We start from the raw sequence: 25,851 nt of genomic DNA, 5'->3' as shown, positions 1-25,851 counted from the left end.
GGGTATAACTCTCGTCCCTACTATACATGTATAGTAGGAGCGGGAGTTTTTTTATTTGAAGAAAGACATTAAGGAGGCCTGTTACATGGCATATCACATTCCAAGAGGCACACAGGATATACTGCCGGGTGAATCAGACAGATGGCAGTTCGTCGAACAAATTATGAGAGAGACATGCCGCACTTATCAATATAAAGAAATCCGCACGCCGATTTTCGAGCATACGGAATTGTTCGCAAGAGGCGTCGGTGAATCTACAGATATCGTGCAGAAAGAAATGTACACGTTTGAAGACCGTAAAGGGAGAAGCCTGACGCTTCGGCCGGAAGGAACAGCCGCCGCAGTCCGCGCGTTCAATGAAAATAAATTATTTGCGAACCCGGTGCAGCCGACGAAGCTGTATTATGTCGGACCGATGTTCCGTTATGAACGTCCGCAGACGGGACGCTTCCGCCAATTCTATCAATTCGGAATTGAAGCGATCGGCTCCAAAGATCCGGCTGTGGATGCTGAAGTCATTGCGCTTGCGATGAGCATTTACCGTAAAGCCGGTTTGAAAAATGTCAAGCTTGTGCTGAACAGCCTCGGTGACCAGGAGAGCCGCAAAGCCTACCGTGAAGCACTCGTCAAACATTTTGAACCGCGCATCGGAGAATTTTGCTCAGACTGCCAGTCGCGCCTGCACACAAATCCGCTCAGAATTCTTGATTGCAAGAAAGACAGAGAACATGAACTGATGAAATCGGCACCGTCCATTCTTGATTACTTAAATGAAGAATCAGCCGCTTATTTTGAGAAAGTCAAACAATACTTAAACGGTCTCGGCATCCCGTTTGAAATTGATCCGAACCTTGTCAGAGGACTTGACTACTACAATCATACCGCTTTTGAAATCATGAGCAACGCGGAAGGTTTCGGAGCGATTACAACACTTGCCGGAGGGGGCCGCTATGACGGGCTTGTTGAACAGATCGGCGGACCTGAAGCGCCGGGTATCGGATTTGCGATGAGCATCGAACGTCTGCTGGCAGCCATTGACGCTGAGAAAGCAGAGCTTCCCGTCAACCAGGGGATTGACTGCTATATCGTGACGCTAGGAGAAAAAGCGAAGGATTATTCCGTATCCCTCGTGTACAAACTGAGAGAAGCGGGCATCTCAAGTGAAATTGATTATGAAAACAAAAAAATGAAAGGCCAATTCAAAACGGCTGACCGTCTCGGCGCACGCTTTATTGCGATTTTAGGGGAAGATGAACTTGCCCAAAATAAAATCAATGTAAAAGATGCGGAAACAGGCGAGCAGCGTGAAGTGGTGTTAGACGAGCTGATACAAGTGTTAAAGGCAGATCAAAAGCAGTGAAGGAGAGGAACGCTATGTTTGGAAGAACATATTATTGTGGCGAGATAACTGAAAAAGCGATTGGCGAAACTGTCAAACTGAAAGGATGGGTGCAGAAACGGCGCGATCTCGGCGGTTTGATTTTCATTGATTTGCGCGACCGTTCGGGTATTGTGCAAGTCGTGTTCAATCCTGACGTCTCGAAAGAAGCCCTTGCCGCGGCAGAAGCAATCAGAAACGAATATGTGCTTGATATCGAAGGCACGGTTTCTGCCCGTGAAGAAGGCACGGTGAACCCTAACCTGAAAACCGGTAAAATTGAAATTAAAGCCGAAGCAGTGACGGTGCTCAGCACGGCGAAAACGCCGCCGTTTCCGATCAGTGACCAGGCGGCTGACGTTTCTGAAGACGTCCGGTTAAAACACCGCTATTTGGATTTGCGCCGCCCGGCGATGTTTCAAACATTGCAAATGCGCCATCAAGTCACAAAATCCATCCGCCATTTCTTGGATGAAAACGGATTTCTTGATATTGAAACCCCGATTTTAACGAAAAGCTCTCCGGAAGGCGCCCGTGATTACTTGGTGCCGAGCCGGGTGCATGAAGGGGAATTTTACGCTCTTCCGCAATCGCCGCAGATTTTTAAACAGCTTCTGATGGTATCTGGTTTTGAACGGTATTATCAAGTGGCCCGCTGTTTCCGCGATGAAGACCTGCGTGCCGACCGCCAGCCGGAATTTACGCAGATTGATATCGAAATGTCCTTTATGAGTCAAGAAGACATCATGGCTCTGGCGGAAAAGATGATGGCGAAAGTCGTGCTCGAAACAAAAGGCGTCGAAGTATCGCTGCCGCTTCCGCGAATGACATATGAAGAAGCGATGAACAGCTACGGTTCCGACAAGCCTGACACCCGCTTCGGCATGCTGCTGACGGACGTATCAGACATTGTGAAAGATACTGAATTTAAGGTGTTCTCATCAGCTGTAGCCAACGGCGGTGTTGTAAAAGCGATCAATGTTAAAGGCGCTGCCGGCGACTACTCCAGAAAAGATATTGATGCGCTCGGCGTTTTTGCCGGAAATTACGGCGCGAAAGGTCTCGCTTGGGTCAAAGTTGAAGCTGGCGGCATAAAAGGCCCGATTGCGAAATTCTTTGATGATGAGAAGCAGGCAAAACTGGCTGAAGCGCTGGATGCTTCTGAAGGCGATCTGCTCTTGTTCGGCGCTGATAAGTTTGACGTTGTGGCTCAATCCCTCGGTGCGCTGCGCTTAAAGCTCGGTAAAGAACGCGGCCTGATTGACGAAAGCCTCTTCAACTTCCTGTGGGTTGTGGACTGGCCGTTATTGGAGCATGACGAGGAAGAAGGCCGTTTCTATGCGGCTCACCATCCGTTTACTATGCCTGTCCGTGAAGACCTTGATCTGATTGAAACAGCGCCTGAAGATATGAAAGCGCAGGCTTACGACCTCGTCTTAAACGGTTATGAACTCGGCGGAGGCTCCATCCGGATTTTTGAAAAAGACGTTCAGGAAAAAATGTTCGGGCTTCTCGGCTTTACACAAGAAGAAGCGGAGGCGGAGTTCGGATACCTTCTTGAAGCCTTTGAATACGGCGCTCCTCCGCACGGCGGAATCGCGCTCGGTCTGGACCGTATCGTTATGCTTCTTGCAGGCCGTACAAACTTAAGAGATACGATCGCTTTCCCGAAAACGGCAAGCGCAAGCTGCCTTCTTACGGAAGCGCCCGGCGAAGTGAGCGACGCCCAGCTTGAAGAACTTCACCTTTCTGTCAAAAGAAAAGTGAAACAGTAAAGATCAGCAGTTTGTTTCTTGAAAATCAAAATCTGCTGTGATATGATTTTGACAAGTTAAATAAAGTCCTGATGTGTTAGTTGTACACCTAGTTTTGACCGAACATTTTTTTGCTTTGGGAGCCCGTATTTTTAAATGGCGTACATGCCTCTTTTCATTCGGTAAAGAGGACTTACAAGATTTGAAAAAGGGCACCCACCTGCTGAGAGCGGGTTCAAAACGAAGGAAAGCTGCAACGGCACAATTGGGACTTTATTTTTTGTGCGCTGAAACCAGCGGCTTTTTGACAAGCCGAGTTTATAAAACCAGAATGTGGAGTGAGGTTCTTGTTACATCAGTTTTCCAGAAATGAGCTAGCGATTGGAAAAGAAGGGCTGGACACGTTAAAAAACAGCACGGTGGCCGTTCTCGGCGTCGGCGGAGTCGGTTCATTCGCAGCCGAAGCACTGGCGAGGTCCGGAGTGGGACGGATCGTCCTTGTCGATAAAGATGATGTTGACATTACAAACGTAAACCGCCAGCTGCATGCGCTCTTGTCGACGGTGGGACAGCCGAAAACGGACTTGATGAAAGCGCGGATCGCGGATATTAATCCGGATTGCGATGTCGTCGCCTTAAAAATGTTTTATACAGAAGAGACATATGAGCAGTTCTTTGAGTATCCGCTCGATTACGTCATTGACGCGTCGGATACGATTCATTATAAAATTCATCTGATGAAAGAATGTCTGAAAAGGGATGTTCCGCTGATTTCGAGCATGGGAGCGGCGAATAAAACAGACCCGACACGCTTTCAGATTGCTGATATTTCAAAAACCCATACTGATCCGATTGCCAAAGTCGTCCGCACAAGGCTTCGTAAAGAGGGCATCAAAAAAGGCGTACAGGTCATTTTTTCTGATGAAAGCCCGATCGTCATCCGTGAAGACGTCAGAAAAGAAGTCGGGAATGATGAAGCGAAAATCCGCAAAGCGCAAATGCCGCCGTCTTCCAACGCCTGGGTTCCGTCAGTGGCCGGTCTGATTATGGGCGGACATGTCGTGATGGAGCTCTTAAAGGACATCAAGATTAAACGGGTTAAAGATAAATAAAAAGAAAAACAGCCTTCTTTAAGAAAGGCTGTTTTTTATTTGAATCCGCCGCTTGTACGAGGTTTGGCATGTATCAAACAAAAAAGACAAGAACACATGGGGTGTCCTTGCCCGGTTATTTTTTCTTCATCAGTTTTTCATATACTTGCTTTATGGCGGCTTCAAATTTCCCCGTTTGTTTCGGTTTATAGTATTGTTTGTTTTTTAACGGATCGGGCAAGTATTGCTGTTCGACCCATCCGTTCTCGAAATCGTGAGGATATTGATAGCCGATCCCGCGTCCGAGTTCTTGGGCCCCTTTATAGTGGGCGTCTTTTAAATGTTTCGGCACATCACCGATTTTACCCGCTCTGATATCATTAAGCGCCTCATCAACGGCTGAGATGGCGGAGTTTGATTTTGGCGAGAGGCATAATTCGATGACCGCATTGGCCAGCGGAATTCTCGCTTCCGGAAAGCCGATCCGTTCTGCGGTCTGAATCGCGCTCAGCACCCTGGGGCCTGCCTGCGGGCTTGCAAGGCCGATATCCTCATAGGCGATCACGAGAAGTCTTCTTGATATGCTTTCAAGGTCGCCGGCTTCGATCAGACGGGCCAAATAATGAAGGGCAGCGTTTGCGTCAGAGCCCCGGATTGATTTTTGGAACGCGGATAAGACGTCATAATGCGCATCTCCGTCTTTATCATGGGTATAGCTTTTTTTCTGCAGACATTCCTCCGCTGTTTCCCGTGTAATCCGGATTGTGCCGTCGCTTGATTCCTTTGTAGAGAGCACGGCAAGCTCCAGCGCGTTCAAAGCGGAGCGGACGTCTCCTCCGCACCCTTGCGCGAAATGATCCATCGCGTCGTCGTCCACCGAAACGCTGTAGGAACCGAGTCCGCGGTGTTCATCTGTAAGCGCTCTTTTCAATGCCTGCTTGATCAAATCGGGTGTTAACGGTTCGAGCTCGAATATCTGGGTCCGGCTTCTGATGGCCGGGTTAATGGCATGATAAGGATTGGCAGTCGTCGCGCCGATTAAAATAATCATGCCGTTTTCTAAATAGGGCAGCAGAAAATCCTGTTTCCCCTTATCAAGCCTGTGCACTTCATCAAGGATTAAAATGACCTGGCCTGACATTTTCGCTTCCTGTACGACAATCTCCATGTCTTTTTTATTATGAATGACGGCATTCAATTTCCTGAATGCGATGCTTGTCGATCCTGCGATCGCCGTGGCGATGGACGTTTTTCCGATGCCCGGCGGACCGTACAGGATCATGGAGGATAAGTGCTTTGCACGCACCATTCTGCCGATGATTTTATCTTCTTTGACCAGGTGTTCCTGGCCGATAATGTCTTCGATATTGGCAGGCCGCATCCGATACGCCAGTGGTTTCATGAACATCTCTCCTTACATATACAGGGTAACGGAAAACGGACGATTAGAAAAGCGAATTGCGGCAGGCCCCGTGTTTCAATGAAAATTAGGATAAGTTATGTTATAATAACAGTTGGTCTATAAGATACTAAACAGATTATTCATATCCATTTACTTGTATAAATTAACAATTAGAATTGACTGGGGTGTTCATATTGAAAATATCGACAAAGGGAAGATACGGGCTCACCATTATGATCGAATTGGCGAAAAAGCACGGAGACGGTCCGACGTCGCTCAAAAGCATCGCCCAAACAAACAGCCTTTCTGAGCATTACTTGGAACAGCTTGTATCACCGCTCAGAAACGCCGGACTCGTAAAAAGCATCAGAGGCGCTTACGGGGGTTATGTGCTCGGCGGGCAGCCTGAAGAGATCACGGCCGGAGATATTATCAGAGTGCTGGAAGGACCGATCAGCCCGGTGGAAGTTCTTGAGGATGAAGAGCCTGCCAAGCGGGAGCTATGGATCCGCATCCGCGACGCCGTAAAAGACGTGCTGGACAGCACGACGTTAGAAGACCTTGCGAGCTACACGGACGGCGAGCAGGAAGCTTATATGTTCTATATTTAAACCAGAGGTGTAAAAAACAATGGAACGGATTTATTTAGATCACGCCGCGACTTCCCCGATGGATGAGCGTGTGCTTGAAAAAATGAAGCCGCATTTCTTCGGCAGCTTCGGCAACCCGTCAAGCATCCATTCATTCGGAAGAGAGTCCCGGAAATGGGTCGACGAAGCGAGAGCGGACATCGCCCGTGAAATCAGTGCGAAAGAACAGGAAATCATTTTCACAAGCGGCGGCACGGAGGCTGATAATTTAGCGATTTTCGGAACGGCTGCTGCGCGGAAGAATGAAGGGAAGCATATCATTACGACCGCTGTTGAGCATCATGCCGTACTGCACGCTTGCGAAAAGCTGGAAGAAGACGGTTTTGAGGTGACATACCTCAACCCCGGCCCATCAGGACGGATCAGTGCAAATCAGGTGAAAGAAGCGCTCCGTGATGATACAATCCTTGTTACCGTCATGTATGGCAATAACGAAGTCGGAACCATTCAGCCGATTGACGAAATCGGAGAGCTGTTAAGCGGGCATCAGGCCTATTTTCACACAGATGCCGTCCAGGCATTCGGTTATATGCCGATTGACGTGAAAAAAAGCAGAATTGACATGCTGTCTGTTTCCGGTCACAAGCTTAACGGGCCAAAAGGGACAGGCTTTTTATATGTAAATCAAGAGGTGAAGCTGTCACCGATTCTTTTCGGGGGAGAGCAGGAACGAAAGCGCCGCGCGGGGACGGAAAATGTACCGGGCATCGCCGGCTTAAAAGAAGCGGTCGTTCTTTCAAACCGTGAGCGGGAAGAGAAAACAGCGAAGTTTAAGGAGTTTAAAAACATCATCATGAGCACGCTGGAAAAAGCCGGCGTGACAGCGGAGGTGAACGGAGATGCCGAGAACTGCCTGCCTCATATTTTAAATCTTTACTTTCCCGGTGTGCCGGTGGAAGCGCTGCTGGTCAATCTTGACATGGAGGGCGTTGCTGTCTCCAGCGGATCCGCGTGTACGGCGGGATCCGTTCTTCCGTCCCATGTGCTTACGGCCATGTTCGGAAGTGAAAGCGGCAGACTGACCTCGTCAATCCGTCTCAGCTTCGGCCTCGGCAATACGGCGGAACAAATCGAAACAGCTGCCGAAAAGCTTGCCGACGTCGTTAAACGGCTTGCTTAAAACGGCGGACTTACGTTTTAATGGAGTGAATGCAAATGGAAAAACGGCCGGAGAATACAAGAGTCGTAGTCGGCATGTCCGGCGGAGTGGACTCTTCTGTGGCGGCCCTTCTGCTGAAGGAGCAGGGCTACGATGTAATCGGAATTTTTATGAAAAACTGGGATGATACGGACGAAAACGGTTTTTGCACGGCGACTGAAGATTATGAAGACGTCATCCGGGTCTGCAACCAAATCGGAATTCCGTATTATGCCGTCAATTTTGAAAAGCAATATTGGGAAAAGGTATTTCAGTATTTCCTTGATGAATATAAAGCCGGAAGAACCCCTAATCCGGATGTCATGTGCAATAAAGAAATTAAGTTTAAGGCTTTCTTGGATCATGCTTTATCACTCGGCGCGGATTACCTTGCGACGGGCCATTACGCCCGCGTGGACAGAAGCGCAGGTACAGTGCGCATGCTTCGCGGTCTGGATGAAAACAAGGACCAGACTTATTTTCTGAATCAGCTCAATCAGGAACAGCTCAGCAAAGTCATGTTCCCGATCGGTGATCTGCAGAAAAGCCGCGTGCGGGAAATCGCCAAAGAAGCGGAACTTGCGACAGCTGCGAAAAAAGACAGCACGGGAATCTGCTTTATCGGCGAACGCAACTTCAAAACGTTTCTCAGCCAATATCTCCCTGCTCAGCCGGGCGATATGATGACAATGGACGGAGAAGTAAAAGGGCGTCATGACGGACTGATGTATTATACGATCGGACAGCGCCACGGTCTTGGAATCGGCGGAAGCGGCGAGCCGTGGTTCGCCGTCGGCAAAGATCTCGAGAAAAACATTCTGTATGTCGATCAGGGATTCCACAATCCGCTTCTGTATTCCGATAAAATCACGGCGACAAATATCAGCTGGACGCGTCCCGGTCTGATGGACGGCGGCGAAATGACATGCACGGCGAAATTCCGCTATCGTCAGGAAGATCACAAAGTAACGGTGAAAATGACGGGTGCCGATGAAGCGGAAATCATTTTCGACGGGCAGGTCCGCGCCGTAACGCCGGGACAAGCCGTTGTTTTTTATGACGGAGAAGAGTGCCTCGGCGGCGGAACGATAGATGACGTTTATAAAGACGGAACAAAATTGTGGTACGTATAACACATGTAAAAAACCTCAACTCGCATGTTGGGGTTTTTTAGCGAAAGGAAGTTAAAAATGGATTATAATAAAATCGGAATTGATGCCATGCAGGAGGGCGATTTTGAAAAAGCGGCAGAGGCTTTTACGAAAGCGATTGAGGAAAACGGCCAAGATCCGGTGCCGTACATCAACTTCGCAAATCTGCTTTCTTCAGTGAACGAACTTGAACGCGCGCTTGCATTTTACAACAGAGCGCTTGAATTAGACAATTCAGCGGCAGCCGCTTATTACGGAGCGGGAAACGTATACGTGATGAAGGAATCGTTTTCCGAGGCGAAGGATATGTTTGAAAAAGCGCTTCGCTCCGGAATGGAAAACGGAGACTTGTTTTATATGCTCGGCACCGTTCTCGTCAAATTAGAGCAGCCGAAGCTTGCGCTGCCGTATTTGCAGCGGGCCGTTGAATTAAACGAAAATGACACGGAAGCGCGCTTCCAGTTCGGAATGTGTCTCGCAAACGAAGAAATGCTGGATGAAGCATTGGCGCAGTTTGAGACGGTGATTGAACAGGACCCAAGCCATGCGGACGCATTTTATAATGCCGGAGTCGCTTACGCTTACAAAGAAAATCGTGAAAAGGCGCTTGAGATGCTAGAAGGCGCAATCGGCATACAGCCTGATCATATGCTCGCGCTTCATGCGAAACAGCTTATCACTCAGTCATAACAAAAGGAGGGAAGGCTCGTGGATCAGCTGAACATCGAGGAACAGCCGTATGTAAAAGGCGTCATTCATACGGTCATTTACCACAATGACACCAACCTGTATACAGTGCTGAAAGTCAAGGTTGCAGAAACGTCTGAGGCGATCGAAGACAAGGTCGTATCCGTAACGGGCTACTTCCCTCTGCTGCAAGAAGATGAGACTTACACATTTTACGGAAAAACCGCCACACACCCCAAGTTCGGCCTGCAATTTCAGGCTGAACACTTTAAAAAAGAAATTCCGACCACAAAAGAAGGGATCATTCACTATTTATCAAGTGATCTGTTTGAAGGAATCGGGAAAAAAACGGCGGAAGAAATCGTCAAAAAGCTTGGAGACGGCGCGCTCAATAAAATTCTGGCTGATGCATCGGTGCTTTATGATGTGCCGAAAATGTCGAAAAAGAAAGCGGACAAACTGGCGGGAGAGCTGCAGCGGCATCAGGGGCTTGAACAGATTATGATTTCTCTGAACCAATACGGTTTCGGGCCCCAGCTATCCATGAAAATTTATCAGGCTTACGAAACGGAAACCTTGGAGAAAATTCAGGAAAATCCTTATCAGCTTGTAAAGGACGTGGAAGGCATCGGTTTTGTGAAAGCCGACGAGCTGGGCGGGAAAATGGGGCTGTCAGGAAACCACCCGGAGCGGGTCAAAGCGGCTATCTTATATACGATCGAATCAACCTGTCTTTCAGAAGGCCATACGTACATAGAGACAAAGCAGCTGATTATCAATACGCAAACGCTTCTGAATCAGTCAGCTGAAGGCGGCCGCGTCACGGAAATGGATGCGGCCGACGGCATCATCGCCCTCGGGGAGAGTAAGGACATCGTCATAGAAGGAGAACGCTGCTATTTTCCGTCCTTGTTTTACGCGGAACAAAACGTCGCAAAACGCGTCCTCGACATTGCGGCCCAGACGGAGTATGCCGATCAGTTTCCTGAATCGGAATTTCTTCTTGCGCTCGGTGAACTGGAAGAACGGATGAACGTTCAATACGCTCCGAGTCAAAAGGATGCGATTCAAAAAGCGCTGTCCTCGCCGATGCTTTTACTGACCGGGGGACCGGGCACGGGAAAAACGACCGTGATCAAAGGCATCGTGGAATTGTACAGTGAACTGCACGGAGTATCGCTTGACCCTGGTGATTATAAAAAAGATGAAGCCTTTCCGGTGCTGCTTGCCGCGCCGACCGGAAGAGCCGCAAAACGGATGAGCGAATCTACGGGTCTGCCGGCTGTTACGATTCACAGGCTGCTCGGCTGGAATGGCGCTGAAGGCTTTACCTACAATGAAGATCAGCCGATTGAAGGGAAACTGATTATTATAGACGAAGCGAGTATGCTCGATATTTGGCTCGCCAGCCATTTGTTTAAGGCGCTCCCTAAGCACATTCAGCTTATCGTCGTCGGTGATGAAGACCAGCTTCCTTCCGTAGGGCCCGGGCAGGTGCTGAGAGACCTTTTGGCTTCTGAGGTGCTGCCGACCGTGCGTCTGACAGATATTTACCGTCAGGCGGAAGGGTCATCCATCGTTGAACTTGCGCATGATATGAAAAAGGGACTGCTTCCCAAGGGGCTGACCGCGCCGACAAAGGACCGCTCGTTTATCCGCTGTAATTCTTCACAAATTAAAGAAGTCGTGGATCAAGTCGTCTCAAACGCGCTGAAAAAGGGATATACGTCCAAAGACATTCAAGTGCTCGCGCCGATGTACAGGGGAAAAGCGGGAATTAACGAACTGAACGTGCTTCTTCAAGACATCATGAATCCGCCGAAAGAAAAAAGGCGGGAGCTGAAATTCGGAGATGTCGTCTACAGGACGGGCGATAAAATATTACAGCTTGTCAACCAGCCGGAAAACAATGTGTTTAACGGAGATATCGGCGAAATCGTGTCTATCTTTTATGCCAAAGAAAATACGGAAAAAGAAGACATGGTCGTCGTATCGTTTGACGGGAACGAAATCACCTTTACGAAAAAGGATTTCAGCCAGTTTACCCATGCTTACTGCTGTTCCATTCATAAGTCGCAGGGCAGCGAATTTCCCATTGTCGTCCTGCCTGTCGTCAAAGGCTATTATCGAATGCTCAGGAGAAATCTCCTTTATACCGCCATTACAAGAGCCAAAAAATTTCTGATTCTTTGCGGAGAAGAAGAAGCGCTTGAATGGGGCGTCAAAAACAATGATGCCACCGTCAGACAGACGTCACTTAAAAACAGGCTCACAGAGCAGACTGAAGAGATGGATGCAGAACTGGCCGCCCTGCAAAAAGAGCTGCCGTTCAGTGTATACGATGCGAATATCGGAATGGAAGGCATCACGCCTTTTGACTTTATGGAAGAAAAAGCGTAAATAAAACCCGGCGTATGTTCATGCGCCGGGTTTTCGCCTGTGGAAGTCATTTCAAAGTATGGCGCCCGGCTTCTTGGCAAAACCTATACGTGTTCAACAAAAGGTGGTTGATCACACTTTGAGAACATGCCATGCAGCTGAAGGACGAACCGTATATGACGAACACACCCGGCGCAGCCTGGGGATGATATCGGATGTGTGTTTCTCTCTTGACGGCCGGTTTCTCGGTTTCGTGCTTGAGCAGAAACGCCTGTTTCACAACCGCCATCTTTTTTTAGCAGCCAGTGATATAAAAGAGATGGAACAAGAAGCCGTAGCTGCCGCCGAAGCTCACTTGCAGCCTTTGCCGAAGAGCTGTTTCACCTTTGAACAGATTAAGATGCAGCCGGTGAAATCGCCTGATGGTGAAATGTTCGGTTTGCTGGAAGATGTATACTTTTGTTTGGACAAGGGCATAATCGTAGCATATGAACTCTCGGACGGCTTCTTTTCAGATCTGGCAGGCAGACGCCAAGTGCGGCGCGCTGCCGATACGCTTATTGAAGCGGGGAAAGACGGCATCGTCCTGAACGGATAAGAGGTGTAGTCTGTGCTTGTATGTCCGAACTGCAAAAGTAAAGATATCGGCAAAATCGGCGTAAACCAATACTATTGCTGGGGCTGCTTCATAGAGCTGACGGTGGCCAAAGGCAAAATTGCGACACATCAAGTAGAGGAAGACGGCACGTTAAGCAGTCTTGATGATTTGTTTTCTGAAGACGAACGCAGTATCAATTTTTAATGTTGAAAGGAGATACGCGCGATGGGCAGAACAATGACCTCTCTATTGGCTTTAGGAGCTGGAGCCGTTATGTATCGTATGGCTTCTCAGTCCGATATGCTGAATAAAAAAGGTATGAAACGGATGAGAAGACGAGTTATGAAAATGTTCTAAGCAGAAAAAAGGATACTTCTTCGGAAGTATCCTTTTTACATTTGTCTCTCTTCCAGCCGCCGGGCTAGAAGAGATAAGCTGTAATTGACCGCAAAATACATCAGGGCCGCCAGCAGAAAAACCGGAAAAAAATAACCCCCGTCAGCGCTTTGTCCGTTTAAAATCTGAGCATTATGAATCAGCTCGGGCAGAGCGATGACCACCGCAAGTGACGTATCCTTTAATAAAGAAATAAATTGGCTCACAATCGGAGGAACCATACGCCTGAGCGCCTGCGGCATGACGACGAGAAAAAGAGTCTGCGTGTAGGTCAGTCCTGAAGAACGCGCCGCTTCAATCTGCCCTTTCTCAACGGATTGCAAACCGCTTCTGATGATTTCTGACAGCATGGCTGATTCAAAAATCGTCAGCGCTGTGATGGCGGCTGCGGTAATTTCCAGTTTGATGCCGATTTCCGGAAGGGCAAAAAACGTAAAGAAAATGATTAATAACAGCGGCAGGTTGCGGATGGTTTCGACAATGGCGGCTATTATGCCAGAGACGGCAGGGATTTTCGCATAGCGCAAAGTGCCGGCGGCAAGCCCGAAAATAAAACTCAGGACAATGGAAATAAGCGCAACATAAAGCGTGATCAAAAAGCCGTTCCATAAAAACAGCAGATGGTCAGGTGTATAGGCGCCGCTAAAATCCATGTTGTTCACTCTCCTTCTTTAATAACTTTTTCCGAGTCGTCTTTCCAAATAATGAACCCCGATGCTGAGCGGTATCGTTAAAATCAAATAAAAAAGCGCGACAAAGATATAAACATCAAACACGACGAGAGTGCTTGAAGAAACGAGATCGGCCTGATACATCAAATCCAGTCCCGCCACCACGCCGAGAATTGATGAGTTTTTGACAAGGTTGAGAAATTGGTTTCCGAGCGGGGGAATCACGATTTTAACAGCCTGAGGGAGAATCACGTATCTCATTGCCTGACTGTAGGTGAAGCCTGACGATCTGGCCGCTTCCATCTGTCCCTTGGAGACAGTCTGAATTCCGGCTCTGATGGCTTCTGCGATAAAGGCGGACGTGTAAATCGTCAGTGCGATCGTTCCCGCCTGAAAGCCGTCCAGTCTCAATCCGGCGTTCGGAAGTCCGAAATAAAAAACGAATGTGATGAGGAGAAGCGGGATGTTCCGGATAAATTCCACATACGCAGTGCCGATCCATTGGAGCGGTTTGAACGTCGTGATTCTCATGACTGCGATCAGAACGCCAAGAGCGAAGCTGCCGGCCAGCGCGATGAAGCTCGCAAGCAGTGTGTGCAGGAAACCGTCCAGATACATATCGTAGTTTTCCGTTAAGATTGTAAAGTTCATGTTTTTCACTCCTTATAAAACGGGGATGAGCATGTCTGCTCATCCCGCGGTCGATTCTATTTTGCCGGTTCTTCTTTAATCCATTTTTTATAGATTTTTCCGTACCTGCCGTCGGCTTTCATTTTTTTCAAAGAGGCGTTGATTTCTTTGACGAGCCCGGATTGGCCTTTTTTAACGGCGATTCCATAAGGTTCATCGGTGAATGTGCCGCCTGTCAGCTGATAATGTTTATTTTCATCCGCCATGCCGTATAAAATCGCATTATCCGTTGTGAGCGCATCTCCCTGTCCCGCTTTAAGCGCAGTGAACGCTTCGGCGTAATTTTCAAATTCCAGCACTGAGGCGTCGGGCGCTTTTTCCCTGATGTTCTGTGAGGATGTGGAGCCTTTTACCGCCAATACTTTTGAGCCTTTTCCCAGGTCCTCGGTGCTTTTGATCCGGCTTCCTTTTTTGACGAGCAGGGACTGCCCGGCTTCAAAATAAACGTCTGAGAAATCAACTTCTTTTTTCCGCTCATCCGTTATCGTCATTGTGGCCGTGATGGCGTCGATATCGCCGTTTTGCAGCATCGGAATTCTCGTTTTTGAGGTCACTTCTTTAAACTCCGCTTTTTTCTCATCTCCCAGAATATCTTTTGCAATCTGTTTGGCGATATCAATATCAAAACCTTCGATATCCCCGGAGCTTGGGTTTTTCAGTCCGAATAATCTTGTATCGGTTTTAACGCCGAAGATGATTTTGTCTCTGTCTTTAATAGAAGCTAACGTGTCTTTTCCCGTGCCCTTTGAACCCCCGGACGTTTCTTTCCCTCCGCAGGCGGCCAGCATCAAGACGGCCAGCAGTGAGATCAATCCGAAAGATAACCATTTTGTTACGCGTGACATAAGCGTTCCCCCGTTTCTTTTCAGTGATTTAAAATACGGCTTAAGAATAAACGCGCCCTCTCTTCCCGCGGGCTTTCGTAAAACTCAGCCGGTGCAGCTTCCTCTAAGATGGAGCCGCTGTCGATAAACACGATGCGGTCCGCCACTTCTTTGGCGAATCCCATTTCATGTGTGACGACTACCATGGTCATGCCTTCCTTTGCGAGTGTTTTCATGACATCCAGCACTTCTCCGATCATTTCCGGATCAAGCGCGGATGTCGGTTCATCAAACAGCATCACTTCGGGCTTCATCGCAAGCCCTCTGGCGATGGCGACGCGCTGCTGCTGGCCGCCTGAAAGCTGTGAAGGGTAAGCGTCCGCTTTGTCGGGTATGCCGACTTTTTTCAAGTAATATAAGGCCGTTTCTTTTGCTTCTTCTTTTGATTGCTTGAGCACTTTGATCGGCGCGAGCATAATGTTTTGCAGAACGGTTTTATGCGGATACAGATGAAAATGCTGAAACACCATGCCGATATTGCGGCGGACTTTATTCATATCCGTTTTTTTGTCATGGATGGAGGCGCCGTTTACCGTTAAAACGCCTCCATCAACTGTTTCCAGCTGATTAATGCAGCGGAGAAGCGTGCTTTTTCCCGATCCTGATGGTCCGATGACAACGAGAACTTCCCCTTTTTTAATGTGCAGATTAATGTTCTTCAGCACGTGGAACTGTCCGTAGTGCTTATTTACATCCTGAAATGAGATCATGGTCATCCTCCTTAGAAAAACATGCGTCATATTGACTAACAGTTATGGAAATTTCTTTAACGTTACGATGATTATACAAATTTCCGGAAAATATATTCAAACTTTTTTGTAATTTCAGATAATTAATTCCGCCATGAGGTCTGCGACATAAGGCTGACTTTAGGAAACGGGAATAATTCCGGCTTTCTGTCAAAAGATAAAGCAAGAGGTGAAACATCATGCTTCAAAAACCGCTGCAGCTCTTAATGTGGACGGCTGTATGTCTGCTCGTTTTGTTAACAGTGTATGTCTTTTGTATGCTCGATATGTTATGGTCACCCATATGGCTTGTTATAAAATCTCTCTTTATTCCTATATTCATTGCAGTATTTATTGCTTATCTTTTGCTTCCGATTACTGAATGGCTTCATAAGAAAGGAATGCCTAGAACTTTAAGCCTGCTTCTGATTTATTGCCTGTTTTTCGGCGGAATCGGCTGGGGGGCTTATAAAGGGGTTCCTGTTTTAATTGAACAGCTGCAGGATCTGTCTGAGAGCATTCCCGGTCTTGCCGAAAACTACAACAGCATGCTGAGACACCTGCATAATCATACAGATCATTGGCCTGACGGCATGCACCATCGGATGGATAAAATGATTCAGCAGACAGAAACGTTTCTTGCCGGCACGATTGAGAGCACGATCAGAAGCATCCGTTTCGTGCTTGATTATATCCTGATCGCGGCAACGATTCCTTTTCTCGTTTTCTATATGGTGAAGGATATAGACGTCATGAAAAAGACGGTCTGGTATTTGACGCCGAAGTCTTGGAGGAAAAGGGGGAGTGAATTTCTGCGGGATGTGGACGACTCTCTCGGTGATTATATCCGCGGGCAGCTTCTCGTTTGTTTTTTGCTCGGGTTAATAGCCGGCGTTTCATTTTGGCTGTTCGGGATTCCTTACCCGCTGATTTTGGGCCTTGCCATCGGGATTACGAATGTCATCCCGTATTTCGGTCCGTTTATCGGCGCTGTGCCGGCGCTGCTCCTTTCGCTGGCGATTTCTTCCAAGGTTGTGATCATCGTAATCGTCACGATTTTTATTCTTCAATTTATAGAAGGAAACATTTTGAGCCCGCTTATTGTCGGGCGAAGTCTCAGAATGCATCCCGTCGTGATTATGCTTGCACTTCTTGCCGGAGGAGAGCTTGCGGGCATTCCCGGTATGATTCTCGCTGTTCCTGCAGCAGCTGTTTTAAAAGTGACGGCCATTCACTTTTTGCGGATCAGGACGGAACATTGACATTCGGGTTCTGCTTGTCTATAATTTCGAGTAGAATACATACGAATCTCGAGTGACGGATATGAGTACGCCGAAGCCCTGTTTAAGAGAGAAGCTCCGATACGCTGAAAGGAGCTTCAGCAGAAGATCGGCCGAAGCTAATCCTGAGTGCAGTTAAAGGCTGCCGCAGTCCTGCGTTACGGGATGAAAGGTGACGGGCCTTTTTCGGCCTGTAATCAGGGTGGTACCGCGAGACAGCTCTCGTCCCTGTGTGAACGCATGGTTTGCATAGGGAGAGGGCTTTTTTGCTGTCGCGAAAGAGAATTTCGGGTAGTGATAAGGAGGAATATAGATGAAACACTTAACTTCTGCTGAAGTGCGTCAAATGTTTTTAGATTTTTTTAAAGAAAAAGGCCATGCCGTTGAACCGAGCGCCTCATTGGTTCCGCATGAAGATCCGTCTTTATTGTGGATCAACAGCGGCGTTGCGACGCTGAAAAAATACTTTGACGGCCGCGTTGTGCCGGAGAATCCGAGAATTGTGAACGCGCAAAAATCAATCCGTACAAATGATATTGAAAATGTGGGGAAAACGGCGCGCCACCATACGTTCTTTGAGATGCTCGGAAACTTTTCCATCGGCGATTATTTTAAAGAAGAAGCCATCACGTGGGCATGGGAGTTTTTAACGAGCGAAAAGTGGATCGGCTTTGATCCGGAGCTGCTGTCTGTAACGGTTCATCCTGAGGATGAAGAAGCTTATACGCTATGGGCGGAAAAAATCGGCGTTCCGGAAGAAAGAATCATCCGCCTGGAAGGAAACTTCTGGGATATCGGCGAAGGCCCGAGCGGACCGAATACGGAAATTTTCTATGACCGCGGCGAGAAATACGGCAATGACCCGTCAGATTCTGAATTGTATCCGGGCGGCGAAAATGATCGTTATCTTGAAGTGTGGAACCTGGTATTTTCAGAGTTCAACCACAATCCGGACGGCACGTACACACCGCTTCCGAAGAAAAACATTGATACGGGCATGGGGCTTGAACGGATGGTCTCCGTTATTCAAGACGTTCCGACAAACTTTGACACTGATTTGTTTATGCCGATTATTGAAGCGGCAGAGCGTATTTCCGGAGGTGCTTACGGAAAGGATGCAGTGAAGGACACAGCCTTTAAAGTAATTGCCGATCATATCAGAACGGTCGCATTTGCGGTAAGCGACGGAGCTCTGCCGTCAAACGAAGGGCGCGGGTATGTTCTGAGACGCCTCCTTCGCCGGGCTGTACGATACGCGAAAACAATCGGTATCAGCCGTCCGTTTATGTACGAGCTGGTACCGACTGTTGCAGGAATTATGGACGCTTTCTATCCGGAGGTGAAAGAAAAGCAAGAGTTTATCGCCAAAGTCATCAAAACGGAGGAAGAGCGCTTCCATGAAACATTGAACGAAGGCCTTGCCATTTTATCTGACGTGATAAAGAAAGAAAAGGAAAAAGGCAGCGGCATCATCTCCGGAAAAGACGTATTCAAACTGTACGATACGTACGGATTCCCGGTTGAATTGACGGAGGAATACGCGGAAGATGAGCAAATGAAGGTTGACCATAAAGGCTTTGAAGCCGAAATGGAAAAACAGCGTGAACGGGCGAGAAATGCGCGTCAAGATGTAGGAAGCATGCAGGTGCAGGGCGGCGCATTGCGCGACATTACTGCAGAAAGCACGTTTGTCGGCTACAGTTCCGTAAAAACTGAAGCGAAGGTGATCGAGCTTCTTCATGACGGGCAATTAATCAGCGAGGCGCATGAAGGGGATACCGTTCAGATTCTTCTTGATGAAACGCCTTTCTATGCTGAAAGCGGCGGACAGATCGGTGACAGAGGAGTGCTGAGAAGCGCACAGGCTGTCGTAACCATTAAAGACGTGAAAAAAGCTCCGAACGGCCAGCATGTACACGAAGGCACAGTGGATAGCGGCACGCTTCAAAAAGGCGCAAGCGTCACGGCTGAAGTGGAGGACCAAATGAGAAGCGGCGTGGTGAAAAACCATACGGCAACCCACCTTCTGCATCAGGCGCTGAAAGACGTACTCGGCACACATGTCAACCAAGCCGGCTCACTCGTTACCGAAAACCGTCTGCGTTTTGACTTCTCTCACTTCGGTCAAGTAACGAAAGAAGAACTTGAACGCATTGAAGGAATCGTCAACGAAAAAATCTGGGAGAGCATTCCGGTAGCGATTGATCTGAAACCGATCAATGAAGCAAAAGAAATGGGCGCAATGGCCCTGTTCGGCGAGAAATATGGCGATATTGTACGCGTCGTACAAGTCGGCGATTACAGCCTGGAGCTTTGCGGCGGATGCCATGTCACGAATACGGCTGAAATCGGCCTGTTTAAAATCGTATCCGAATCAGGGATCGGCGCAGGTACGCGAAGAATTGAAGCCGTGACAGGAAAAGGCGCTTATCAGGAAATGAACAGCCAGCTCAGCCTCCTGCAGCACGCTGCGGACGAGCTGAAATCAAACGTAAAAGACGTGCCGAAGCGAATCCAGTCTCTTCAAGCGGAACTGAAAGAAGCGCAAAGAGAAAATGAATCATTGCTCAGCAAACTCGGCAATGTGGAAGCCGGAGCCATTTTGTCTAAAGTAAAAGACATCGGCGGCGTAAAAGTGCTGGCTGAAAAAGTAAACGCGAAAGACATGAACCACCTTCGCACAATGGTGGATGACCTGAAGGCGAAGCTCGGTTCTGCGGTCATCATTCTCGGCGCCGTGCAAAATGACAAAGTCAACCTGTCAGCGGGCGTAACAAAAGATCTGATCGAAAAAGGCCTTCATGCCGGAAAAATGGTCAAACAAGCGGCAGAAGTCTGCGGAGGCGGAGGCGGAGGCCGTCCGGACATGGCGCAGGCCGGCGGAAAGCAGCCTGAGAAATTGGAAGAGGCGCTCGCATCTGCGGAAGATTGGATAAAATCCGTTTTATAATCCTTTCAACTAGTGTAGAATGATGATAAGATGAGGACCTCAGGCTGAACTTTGCCTGCGAATTTGGGAAAGAGGTGCAAAACGGTGAGCTCGTTTGATAAAACGATGAAATTTAATTTCTCCGATGATTCTGCTGAAACAAACGTCGAAGAAGTGCTGATTACAGTATATGATGCGCTTCAGGAAAAGGGGTACAATCCTATCAACCAGATTGTCGGATACTTGCTGTCTGGAGACCCTGCATACATTCCTAGGCATCGCGACGCCCGGAACTTAATTCGCAAACTGGAACGTGACGAATTAATTGAGGAATTGGTAAAATCCTATCTAGAACAGCATAAAGAGGCGTAAATACACTCATGAGAATATTGGGACTTGATCTGGGAACGAAAACACTCGGCGTCGCTTTAAGCGATGAGATGGGCTGGACCGCTCAGGGCATTGAGACGATAAAAATAAACGAAGCTGAAGGAGATTACGGTCTGGACCGTTTATCCGAGCTGATGAAAGACTATAATGTAGAGAAGGTCGTACTCGGTTTTCCGAAAAACATGAACGGGACGATCGGTCCGAGAGGCGAAGCCAGCCAAACATTTGCGAAACTGCTTGAAACAGCGTACAATGTCCCTGTTGTGCTGTGGGACGAGCGTCTGACGACGATGGCGGCTGAAAAAATGCTGATCGCGGCTGACGTCAGCAGGCAAAAACGAAAAAAAGTCATTGATAAAATGGCGGCTGTCATGATCCTTCAAGGATATCTGGACAGTTTAAACTAAGAGGTGAAAGAAATGGAACACGGCGAAAAACACATTACAATTGTCGATGATCAAGGCAACGAACAGCTTTGCGAAGTGCTGTTTACATTTGAAAACGACACATTCAACAAATCTTACGTTCTTTATTATCCGATTGATGCTCAAGACGATGATGAAATCGAAATTCACGCTTCAAGCTTCGAGCCGAACGAAAACGGCGAAGACGGCGAACTCATGCCGATTGAAACGGATGAAGAGTGGGAAATGATCGAAGAAACGCTGAATACGTTTTTAGCGGAAGAAGACGAAGAATAAAATGAACAGAAAAAGCCGGAGCGCATATGCCGCTTCGGCTTTTTTTGTAATAAATTGCCGAATGCCCGCGAATCATGTAGTATAAGAGCTGTTGGGAGGAAAATACTTGTATGAATATCAATCAGACTAAAAATTCATTTCTGCGCAAAAACAAAAAAACGACGATAATACTGTCCTCCGTGATCGCTCTGATCATCATCATTTGCGGTGCTTTTTTCTATGGAAAATCTCTGCTGTCCCCGGTTGACAAAGGCAGCAAAACGACAGTCAATATTAATATTCCGAGCGGTTCTTCGGTTTCGGCAATCGCCGGAATTCTTGAGGATCAGCATGTCATCAAAAGCAAAAAAGCATTCCAGCTGTATGTGAAGTATAAAGGCGCTTCCGGATTTCAGGCGGGATTTTACCATCTGAATAAAGGAATGGACGCGGATGCGATTATCAAAAAACTGACCGCGGGATCTGCGGGGTATGCCTTTCAGATCACCGTTCCCGAAGGAAAACAGCTGACACAGATTGCCGACGCGATCGCAAAAGAAACATCATATTCTAAAGAAGAGATCATGGCAAAACTGGACGACAAAACATTTATCGACAAACTGAAAAAACAGTTTCCTGATACAATAACGGACTCTCTTTCAAACAAGAAGCTTAAGCATCCGCTCGAAGGCTATTTATATCCGGCCACATATCCGTTTAATGATCCGGATGCATCGCTTGATAAGATTTTGACGGCAATGATTCAGGAAACAAACACCCGTATCGAAACATATAAATCTGAACTGGAAAAAAAGAAACTTTCTGTCCATAACGCGCTGACGATGGCATCGCTTATCGAAGAGGAAGCCACCGCCAAAGCCGACCGTCACAAAATCGCAAGCGTCTTTTACAACAGACTTGCAGAAAAAATGCCGCTGCAGACTGACCCGACGGTATTATATGCGGCCGGAAGGCATAAGAGCCGGGTCTTCTACAAAGACCTGAAAATTGATTCGCCGTTTAACACGTATAAACATAAGGGGCTGCCGCCGGGACCGATTGCAAACGCCGGGGATTCATCGTGGGAAGCGGCTCTTAACCCTGACAAAACGGATTATCTCTATTTCCTGGCAAAATCAAACGGTGAGGTCGTATTCACGAAAACATTAAAAGATCATAATAAAGCGAAGGAAAAGTATATTTCCAAAAAAGACAGTGAATAAAGGAGGGCAAAAGCTCTCCTTTTATTCCATTCTGAAAGGTTTTATGATAAAATATATCGGGTTGTTTACTTATGGATAAAGAAGTGTCTTAAGAGAGTGTCCCCGCGGATTCGTCAGGGGCACTCCTTTTTAGAACGGAGGCTGTTTGCCGTGAATGATCGGTATGAACAAATAAACGAGTATATAAACGCGATGCTGAAGCCTCGGCCTGATAAAGTGAAAAAGCTTGAAGCCTATGCAAAAGAGCACCATGTTCCGATTATGGAAGAAGCAGGCATTGAAGTGCTGCTTCAAATGCTGTCGATTCAACAGGCGAAAAACATCTTGGAAATCGGCACGGCAATCGGATATTCGGCTATACGGATGGCGCTTGAACTTCCGGATGCGAATATTTACACGATTGAACGGGACGACAAACGCTATGAAGAAGCTGTGAGCAATATAAAAGACTTTGAAATGGAAAATCGGATTCACGTAATGCACGGGGATGCGCTTGAACTTTCTGAGTCTGTCCGTGTCACGGCTCCTTATGATGCCATTTTTATCGATGCGGCAAAAGGCCAGTACACGAACTTTTTTGAGCTCTATGAACCGATGCTTGCGCCGGATGGGGTCATTTTCACAGACAATGTTCTGTTTAAAGGGCTGGTGGCACAAGATCACTCGGAAATTGAGCCGAAAAGAAGACGGAAGCTTGTTGAAAAAATTGATCAATATAACCAATGGCTGATGAACCGGCCTGACTATCAAACGGTCATACTGCCGGTCGGAGACGGCATCGCCATCAGTAAAAAGAAGAGGTGAATGATCATGAAAAAACCTGAACTTTTGGTGACTCCGACTTCCGTACAGGATATTCTTCCGCTCATTCAAGCGGGGGCAACGGCGCTGTTAGTCGGAGAACAAAGATACGGCCTGAGACTGGCCGGGGAATTTTCAAGAGAAGATATTAAAGAAGCCGTAAAAACAGCTCATCAACAAGGCGCGAAAGTGTACGCTGCCGTCAATGCTATTTTTCACAACGAAAAAGTGGACGAGCTGAACGGCTATCTTGCCTTTTTGCAGGAAGCCGGCGTGGATGCGGCTGTTTTCGGTGATCCGGCCGTTTTAATGGCGGCGCGTGAAGCGGCTCCCGGGCTCAAACTGCACTGGAGCACGGAAACAACGGGAACCAACTACTATTCCTGCAATTACTGGGGACGCAAAGGCGCACGGCGCGCAGTGCTGGCTAAAGAATTAAATATGGACAGCGTCATTGACATAAAAGAAAACGCCGAAGTGGAAATTGAAATTCAAATCCACGGTATGACGTGCATGTTCCAATCTAAGCGTTCATTAGTGGGCCATTACTTCGAATACCAAGGAAAAGTCATGGACATCGAACAGAAGAAAAAAGAAGCGGGCATGTTTCTGCATGACAAAGAACGGGGCAATAAATACCCGATTTTTGAAGACGAAAACGGCACGCACATCATGAGTCCGAACGATGTGTGCATGATTGATGAATTAGAGGATCTGATAGACGCCGGCATTGATTCTTTCAAAATCGACGGAGTGTTGAAGTCTCCTGAATACTTAACCGAAGTGACACGCATGTACAGAGAGGCAATCGATTTGTGCATCGAAAGCCGCGAGACATACGAAGAGAAAAAAGAGAGCTGGATAGAGCGGATTGAAAGCATTCAGCCTGTGAACAGAAGCATCGACACAGGATTCTTCTTTAAAGAAACGGTCTATTAAAAAGGAGGGTGCAACGGATGACAGCCGTAAATCAAACCATTTCCAAAGTCGTAAACGGAAAACGCGTCATTACGAAAAAACCTGAACTTCTTGCTCCGGCAGGAAACCTTGAAAAATTAAAAATTGCCGTTCACTACGGAGCGGACGCGGTTTTTATCGGAGGACAGGAATACGGGCTCCGCTCTAATGCGGATAACTTTTCTATAGAAGAAATTGCAGAGGGCGTAGAATTTGCCAAAAAATACGGGGCGAAAATATATGTGACAACAAACATTTTCGCTCATAATGAAAATATGGACGGTCTGGAAGAATACTTAAAAGCGTTAGGAGACGCAAAAGTTGCCGGAATTATCGTCGCTGATCCGCTGATTATTGAAACATGCCGGAGAGTCGCCCCGGACGTAGAGATTCATCTCAGCACACAGCAGTCCCTTTCCAACTGGAAAGCGGTGCAGTTCTGGAAAGAAGAAGGTCTTGACCGTGTGGTGCTTGCCCGTGAAACGAGCGGACTGGAAATTAAAGAAATGAAGGAAAAGGTGGATATTGAAATCGAAACCTTTATCCATGGCGCCATGTGTATCGCTTATTCAGGCCGCTGCGTGCTGAGCAATCACATGACGGCCCGTGATTCCAACCGCGGCGGCTGCTGTCAGTCGTGCCGCTGGGATTATGACCTGTATCAGACAGACGGTGCAAACGCGGTCGCGCTCTATGACGAAGAAGACGCTCCGTTTGCGATGAGCCCGAAAGATTTAAAATTGATTGAATCCATACCGCAAATGATCGAGATGGGTATCGACAGTCTAAAAATTGAAGGCCGGATGAAATCGATTCATTACGTTGCGACGGTTGTCAGCGTGTATCGCAAAGTCATCGACGCATACTGCGCTGATCCTGAAAACTTTGTCATTCAAAAAGAATGGCTGGATGAGCTGGACAAATGTGCAAACCGGGATACCGCGCCTGCTTTCTTTGAAGGCACGCCCGGTTTTGAGGAGCAGATGTTCGGCGAACACGGAAAGAAAACAACATTTGATTTTGCCGGTCTCGTGCTCGCATATAACGAGGAAACTCAAATGGTGACGCTCCAGCAGCGCAATTTCTTTAAACAAGGTGACGAAGTTGAATTTTTCGGTCCTGAAATTGACAATTTCACATTCACCATCGGCACTATTTGGGACGAAGACGGAAACGAGCTTGATGCTGCCCGCCATCCCCTGCAAATCGTTACATTTAAAGTAGACAAAAAGATTTATCCGAGCAACATGATGAGAAAGGGGAAGTAATCCCAATGGGTAAGAGTCCTGTAGTTATAGGCATCGCCGGAGGTTCCGGATCAGGAAAAACAAGCGTCACCCGTTCCATATACGAACAGTTTAAAGGACACTCGATTTTAATGATCCAGCAAGACCTTTATTATAAAGACCAAAGCCATCTTCCGTTTGAAGAAAGGCTCAACACAAACTATGATCATCCGCTCGCATTTGATAATGACTATTTAATCGAGCATATTCAAGAGCTTTTGAATTACCGGCCGATAGAAAAGCCGATTTATGATTATAAACTCCATACGCGTTCTGAGGAAACCATTCCGGTTGAGCCGAAGGATGTCATTATTTTGGAAGGCATTCTCGTTCTTGAAGATAAAAGGCTTCGCGACCTCATGGACATAAAACTTTATGTCGACACGGACGCGGATCTCCGTATCATCAGACGGATTATGAGAGATATTAACGAAAGAGGCCGTTCTATTGATTCTGTCATTGAGCAGTATGTATCCGTCGTCAGACCGATGCACAATCAGTTTGTTGAACCGACGAAACGCTACGCGGACATCATTATTCCGGAAGGCGGCCAAAACCACGTCGCGATTGATCTGATGGTCACGAAGATTCAAACGATCCTTGAACAAAATGCAATTTTGTAATACCATAGCATAGACATAAATAACTCAGACCATATTATGTATAGGCTGGAAGGGAATGAGACAGTTCCCTTCTTTCCCTGTTTAT

General features: G+C 47.5%; 26 protein-coding genes, 1 other RNA gene and 1 other annotated feature (1 of these 28 running past the window's edge). Of the genes, 22 read left to right on the top strand and 5 right to left on the bottom strand.

Annotated features, from left to right (window positions below; genetic code table 11):
* Positions 1–22: a binding site (T-box leader), on the top strand; it begins 211 nt to the left of the window's first position.
* A gap of 63 nt (positions 23–85) precedes the next feature.
* The 4 genes from hisS (at position 86) to ICW23_RS12955 (ending at position 4,244) form a co-directional block, all read left to right on the top strand.
* Positions 86–1,360, top strand: coding sequence for a histidine--tRNA ligase (hisS, locus tag ICW23_RS12970; protein WP_045926800.1), 1,275 nt, complete (start codon positions 86–88; stop codon positions 1,358–1,360).
* Between the two features lie 14 nt (positions 1,361–1,374).
* The gene (gene aspS, locus ICW23_RS12965) at positions 1,375–3,153 is read left to right on the top strand and encodes an aspartate--tRNA ligase (RefSeq protein WP_188154599.1); all 1,779 of its coding nucleotides are present in this window, start codon (positions 1,375–1,377) and stop codon (positions 3,151–3,153) included.
* Between the two features lie 62 nt (positions 3,154–3,215).
* A non-coding RNA gene (gene ssrS / locus ICW23_RS12960) (6S RNA) lies at positions 3,216–3,408 on the top strand.
* 71 nt (positions 3,409–3,479) lie between these two features.
* The gene (locus ICW23_RS12955; protein WP_016938820.1) at positions 3,480–4,244 is read left to right on the top strand and encodes a tRNA threonylcarbamoyladenosine dehydratase; all 765 of its coding nucleotides are present in this window, start codon (positions 3,480–3,482) and stop codon (positions 4,242–4,244) included.
* A gap of 115 nt (positions 4,245–4,359) precedes the next feature.
* On the opposite strand, the gene ICW23_RS12950 is transcribed toward ICW23_RS12955, so the two are convergent.
* The gene (locus ICW23_RS12950) at positions 4,360–5,625 is read right to left on the bottom strand and encodes a replication-associated recombination protein A (RefSeq protein ID WP_188154598.1); all 1,266 of its coding nucleotides are present in this window, start codon (positions 5,623–5,625) and stop codon (positions 4,360–4,362) included.
* A 194-nt stretch (positions 5,626–5,819) separates the two neighbouring features.
* On the opposite strand from ICW23_RS12950, the gene cymR reads away from it, so the two are divergent.
* The 8 genes from cymR (at position 5,820) to ICW23_RS12910 (ending at position 12,585) form a co-directional block, all read left to right on the top strand.
* Positions 5,820–6,236 carry a cysteine metabolism transcriptional regulator CymR gene (gene cymR, locus ICW23_RS12945; protein ID WP_003152730.1) on the top strand — a complete coding sequence of 139 codons (417 nt, stop codon included), beginning with the start codon at positions 5,820–5,822 and terminating at the stop codon, positions 6,234–6,236.
* Between the two features lie 19 nt (positions 6,237–6,255).
* Positions 6,256–7,395 (top strand): cysteine desulfurase family protein, encoded by a 1,140-nt coding sequence (locus ICW23_RS12940; protein WP_016938822.1) that lies wholly within the window; start codon positions 6,256–6,258, stop codon positions 7,393–7,395.
* 35 nt (positions 7,396–7,430) lie between these two features.
* A complete protein-coding gene (gene mnmA / locus ICW23_RS12935) occupies positions 7,431–8,546 on the top strand; it encodes a tRNA 2-thiouridine(34) synthase MnmA (protein ID WP_016938823.1) in 1,116 nt (371 codons plus the stop codon).
* Positions 8,547–8,633: 87 nt separating this feature from the next.
* Positions 8,634–9,254, top strand: coding sequence for a tetratricopeptide repeat protein (locus tag ICW23_RS12930; protein WP_095532179.1), 621 nt, complete (start codon positions 8,634–8,636; stop codon positions 9,252–9,254).
* An 18-nt stretch (positions 9,255–9,272) separates the two neighbouring features.
* Complete coding sequence (gene recD2, locus ICW23_RS12925; protein ID WP_049627096.1) at positions 9,273–11,651, top strand: SF1B family DNA helicase RecD2; 2,379 nt, start codon at positions 9,273–9,275, stop codon at positions 11,649–11,651.
* Between the two features lie 118 nt (positions 11,652–11,769).
* Positions 11,770–12,228, top strand: coding sequence for a PRC-barrel domain-containing protein (locus ICW23_RS12920; protein WP_060964668.1), 459 nt, complete (start codon positions 11,770–11,772; stop codon positions 12,226–12,228).
* Between the two features lie 12 nt (positions 12,229–12,240).
* Complete coding sequence (locus tag ICW23_RS12915) at positions 12,241–12,432, top strand: hypothetical protein (protein WP_003152738.1); 192 nt, start codon at positions 12,241–12,243, stop codon at positions 12,430–12,432.
* A gap of 21 nt (positions 12,433–12,453) precedes the next feature.
* Positions 12,454–12,585 (top strand): YrzQ family protein, encoded by a 132-nt coding sequence (locus ICW23_RS12910; protein ID WP_003152741.1) that lies wholly within the window; start codon positions 12,454–12,456, stop codon positions 12,583–12,585.
* 35 nt (positions 12,586–12,620) lie between these two features.
* Here ICW23_RS12910 and ICW23_RS12905 read toward each other — a convergent pair whose 3' ends face one another.
* From ICW23_RS12905 to ICW23_RS12890, 4 genes are read right to left on the bottom strand one after another with little or no spacing between them, the layout of a single operon-like run.
* Positions 12,621–13,277 carry an amino acid ABC transporter permease gene (locus tag ICW23_RS12905; protein WP_188154597.1) on the bottom strand — a complete coding sequence of 219 codons (657 nt, stop codon included), beginning with the start codon at positions 13,275–13,277 and terminating at the stop codon, positions 12,621–12,623.
* An 18-nt stretch (positions 13,278–13,295) separates the two neighbouring features.
* Positions 13,296–13,946, bottom strand: a complete 651-nt coding sequence (locus ICW23_RS12900; RefSeq protein WP_099744688.1) for an amino acid ABC transporter permease — start codon at positions 13,944–13,946, stop codon at positions 13,296–13,298.
* Positions 13,947–14,002: 56 nt separating this feature from the next.
* Positions 14,003–14,830, bottom strand: coding sequence for a transporter substrate-binding domain-containing protein (locus ICW23_RS12895; protein ID WP_099744686.1), 828 nt, complete (start codon positions 14,828–14,830; stop codon positions 14,003–14,005).
* Between the two features lie 20 nt (positions 14,831–14,850).
* Positions 14,851–15,579 carry an amino acid ABC transporter ATP-binding protein gene (locus ICW23_RS12890; protein ID WP_188154596.1) on the bottom strand — a complete coding sequence of 243 codons (729 nt, stop codon included), beginning with the start codon at positions 15,577–15,579 and terminating at the stop codon, positions 14,851–14,853.
* Between the two features lie 218 nt (positions 15,580–15,797).
* Between ICW23_RS12890 and ICW23_RS12885 the strand changes: the two genes are divergently transcribed.
* The 10 genes from ICW23_RS12885 (at position 15,798) to udk (ending at position 25,766) form a co-directional block, all read left to right on the top strand.
* The gene (locus ICW23_RS12885; RefSeq protein WP_045926790.1) at positions 15,798–16,859 is read left to right on the top strand and encodes an AI-2E family transporter; all 1,062 of its coding nucleotides are present in this window, start codon (positions 15,798–15,800) and stop codon (positions 16,857–16,859) included.
* Positions 16,860–17,190: 331 nt separating this feature from the next.
* A complete protein-coding gene (gene alaS / locus ICW23_RS12880; protein ID WP_188154595.1) occupies positions 17,191–19,827 on the top strand; it encodes an alanine--tRNA ligase in 2,637 nt (878 codons plus the stop codon).
* 84 nt (positions 19,828–19,911) lie between these two features.
* Positions 19,912–20,178, top strand: a complete 267-nt coding sequence (locus ICW23_RS12875) for an IreB family regulatory phosphoprotein (protein ID WP_003152749.1) — start codon at positions 19,912–19,914, stop codon at positions 20,176–20,178.
* Positions 20,179–20,186: 8 nt separating this feature from the next.
* Positions 20,187–20,603, top strand: a complete 417-nt coding sequence (ruvX, locus tag ICW23_RS12870; RefSeq protein WP_016938833.1) for a Holliday junction resolvase RuvX — start codon at positions 20,187–20,189, stop codon at positions 20,601–20,603.
* 12 nt (positions 20,604–20,615) lie between these two features.
* Positions 20,616–20,897, top strand: a complete 282-nt coding sequence (locus ICW23_RS12865) for a DUF1292 domain-containing protein (RefSeq protein WP_003152751.1) — start codon at positions 20,616–20,618, stop codon at positions 20,895–20,897.
* 110 nt (positions 20,898–21,007) lie between these two features.
* Positions 21,008–22,099 (top strand): endolytic transglycosylase MltG, encoded by a 1,092-nt coding sequence (gene mltG / locus ICW23_RS12860; RefSeq protein ID WP_188154594.1) that lies wholly within the window; start codon positions 21,008–21,010, stop codon positions 22,097–22,099.
* Positions 22,100–22,249: 150 nt separating this feature from the next.
* On the top strand, positions 22,250–22,903 hold the full coding sequence (locus ICW23_RS12855; protein ID WP_188154593.1) for an O-methyltransferase: 654 nt from the start codon (positions 22,250–22,252) through the stop codon (positions 22,901–22,903).
* Positions 22,904–22,909: 6 nt separating this feature from the next.
* Positions 22,910–23,839, top strand: a complete 930-nt coding sequence (locus ICW23_RS12850) for a peptidase U32 family protein (protein ID WP_188154592.1) — start codon at positions 22,910–22,912, stop codon at positions 23,837–23,839.
* A 17-nt stretch (positions 23,840–23,856) separates the two neighbouring features.
* Positions 23,857–25,125, top strand: a complete 1,269-nt coding sequence (locus ICW23_RS12845) for a peptidase U32 family protein (protein ID WP_016938837.1) — start codon at positions 23,857–23,859, stop codon at positions 25,123–25,125.
* Positions 25,126–25,130: 5 nt separating this feature from the next.
* Positions 25,131–25,766 (top strand): uridine kinase, encoded by a 636-nt coding sequence (gene udk, locus ICW23_RS12840; RefSeq protein WP_016938838.1) that lies wholly within the window; start codon positions 25,131–25,133, stop codon positions 25,764–25,766.
* Positions 25,767–25,851 lie beyond the last annotated feature (85 nt).

It is taken from the genome of Bacillus sp. 1021 (assembly GCF_014534735.1).
GTDB lineage: Bacteria > Bacillota > Bacilli > Bacillales > Bacillaceae > Bacillus > Bacillus siamensis.
Note: the sequence above shows the minus strand (reverse complement) of the source record. Positions and strands in the feature narration are given on the sequence as shown.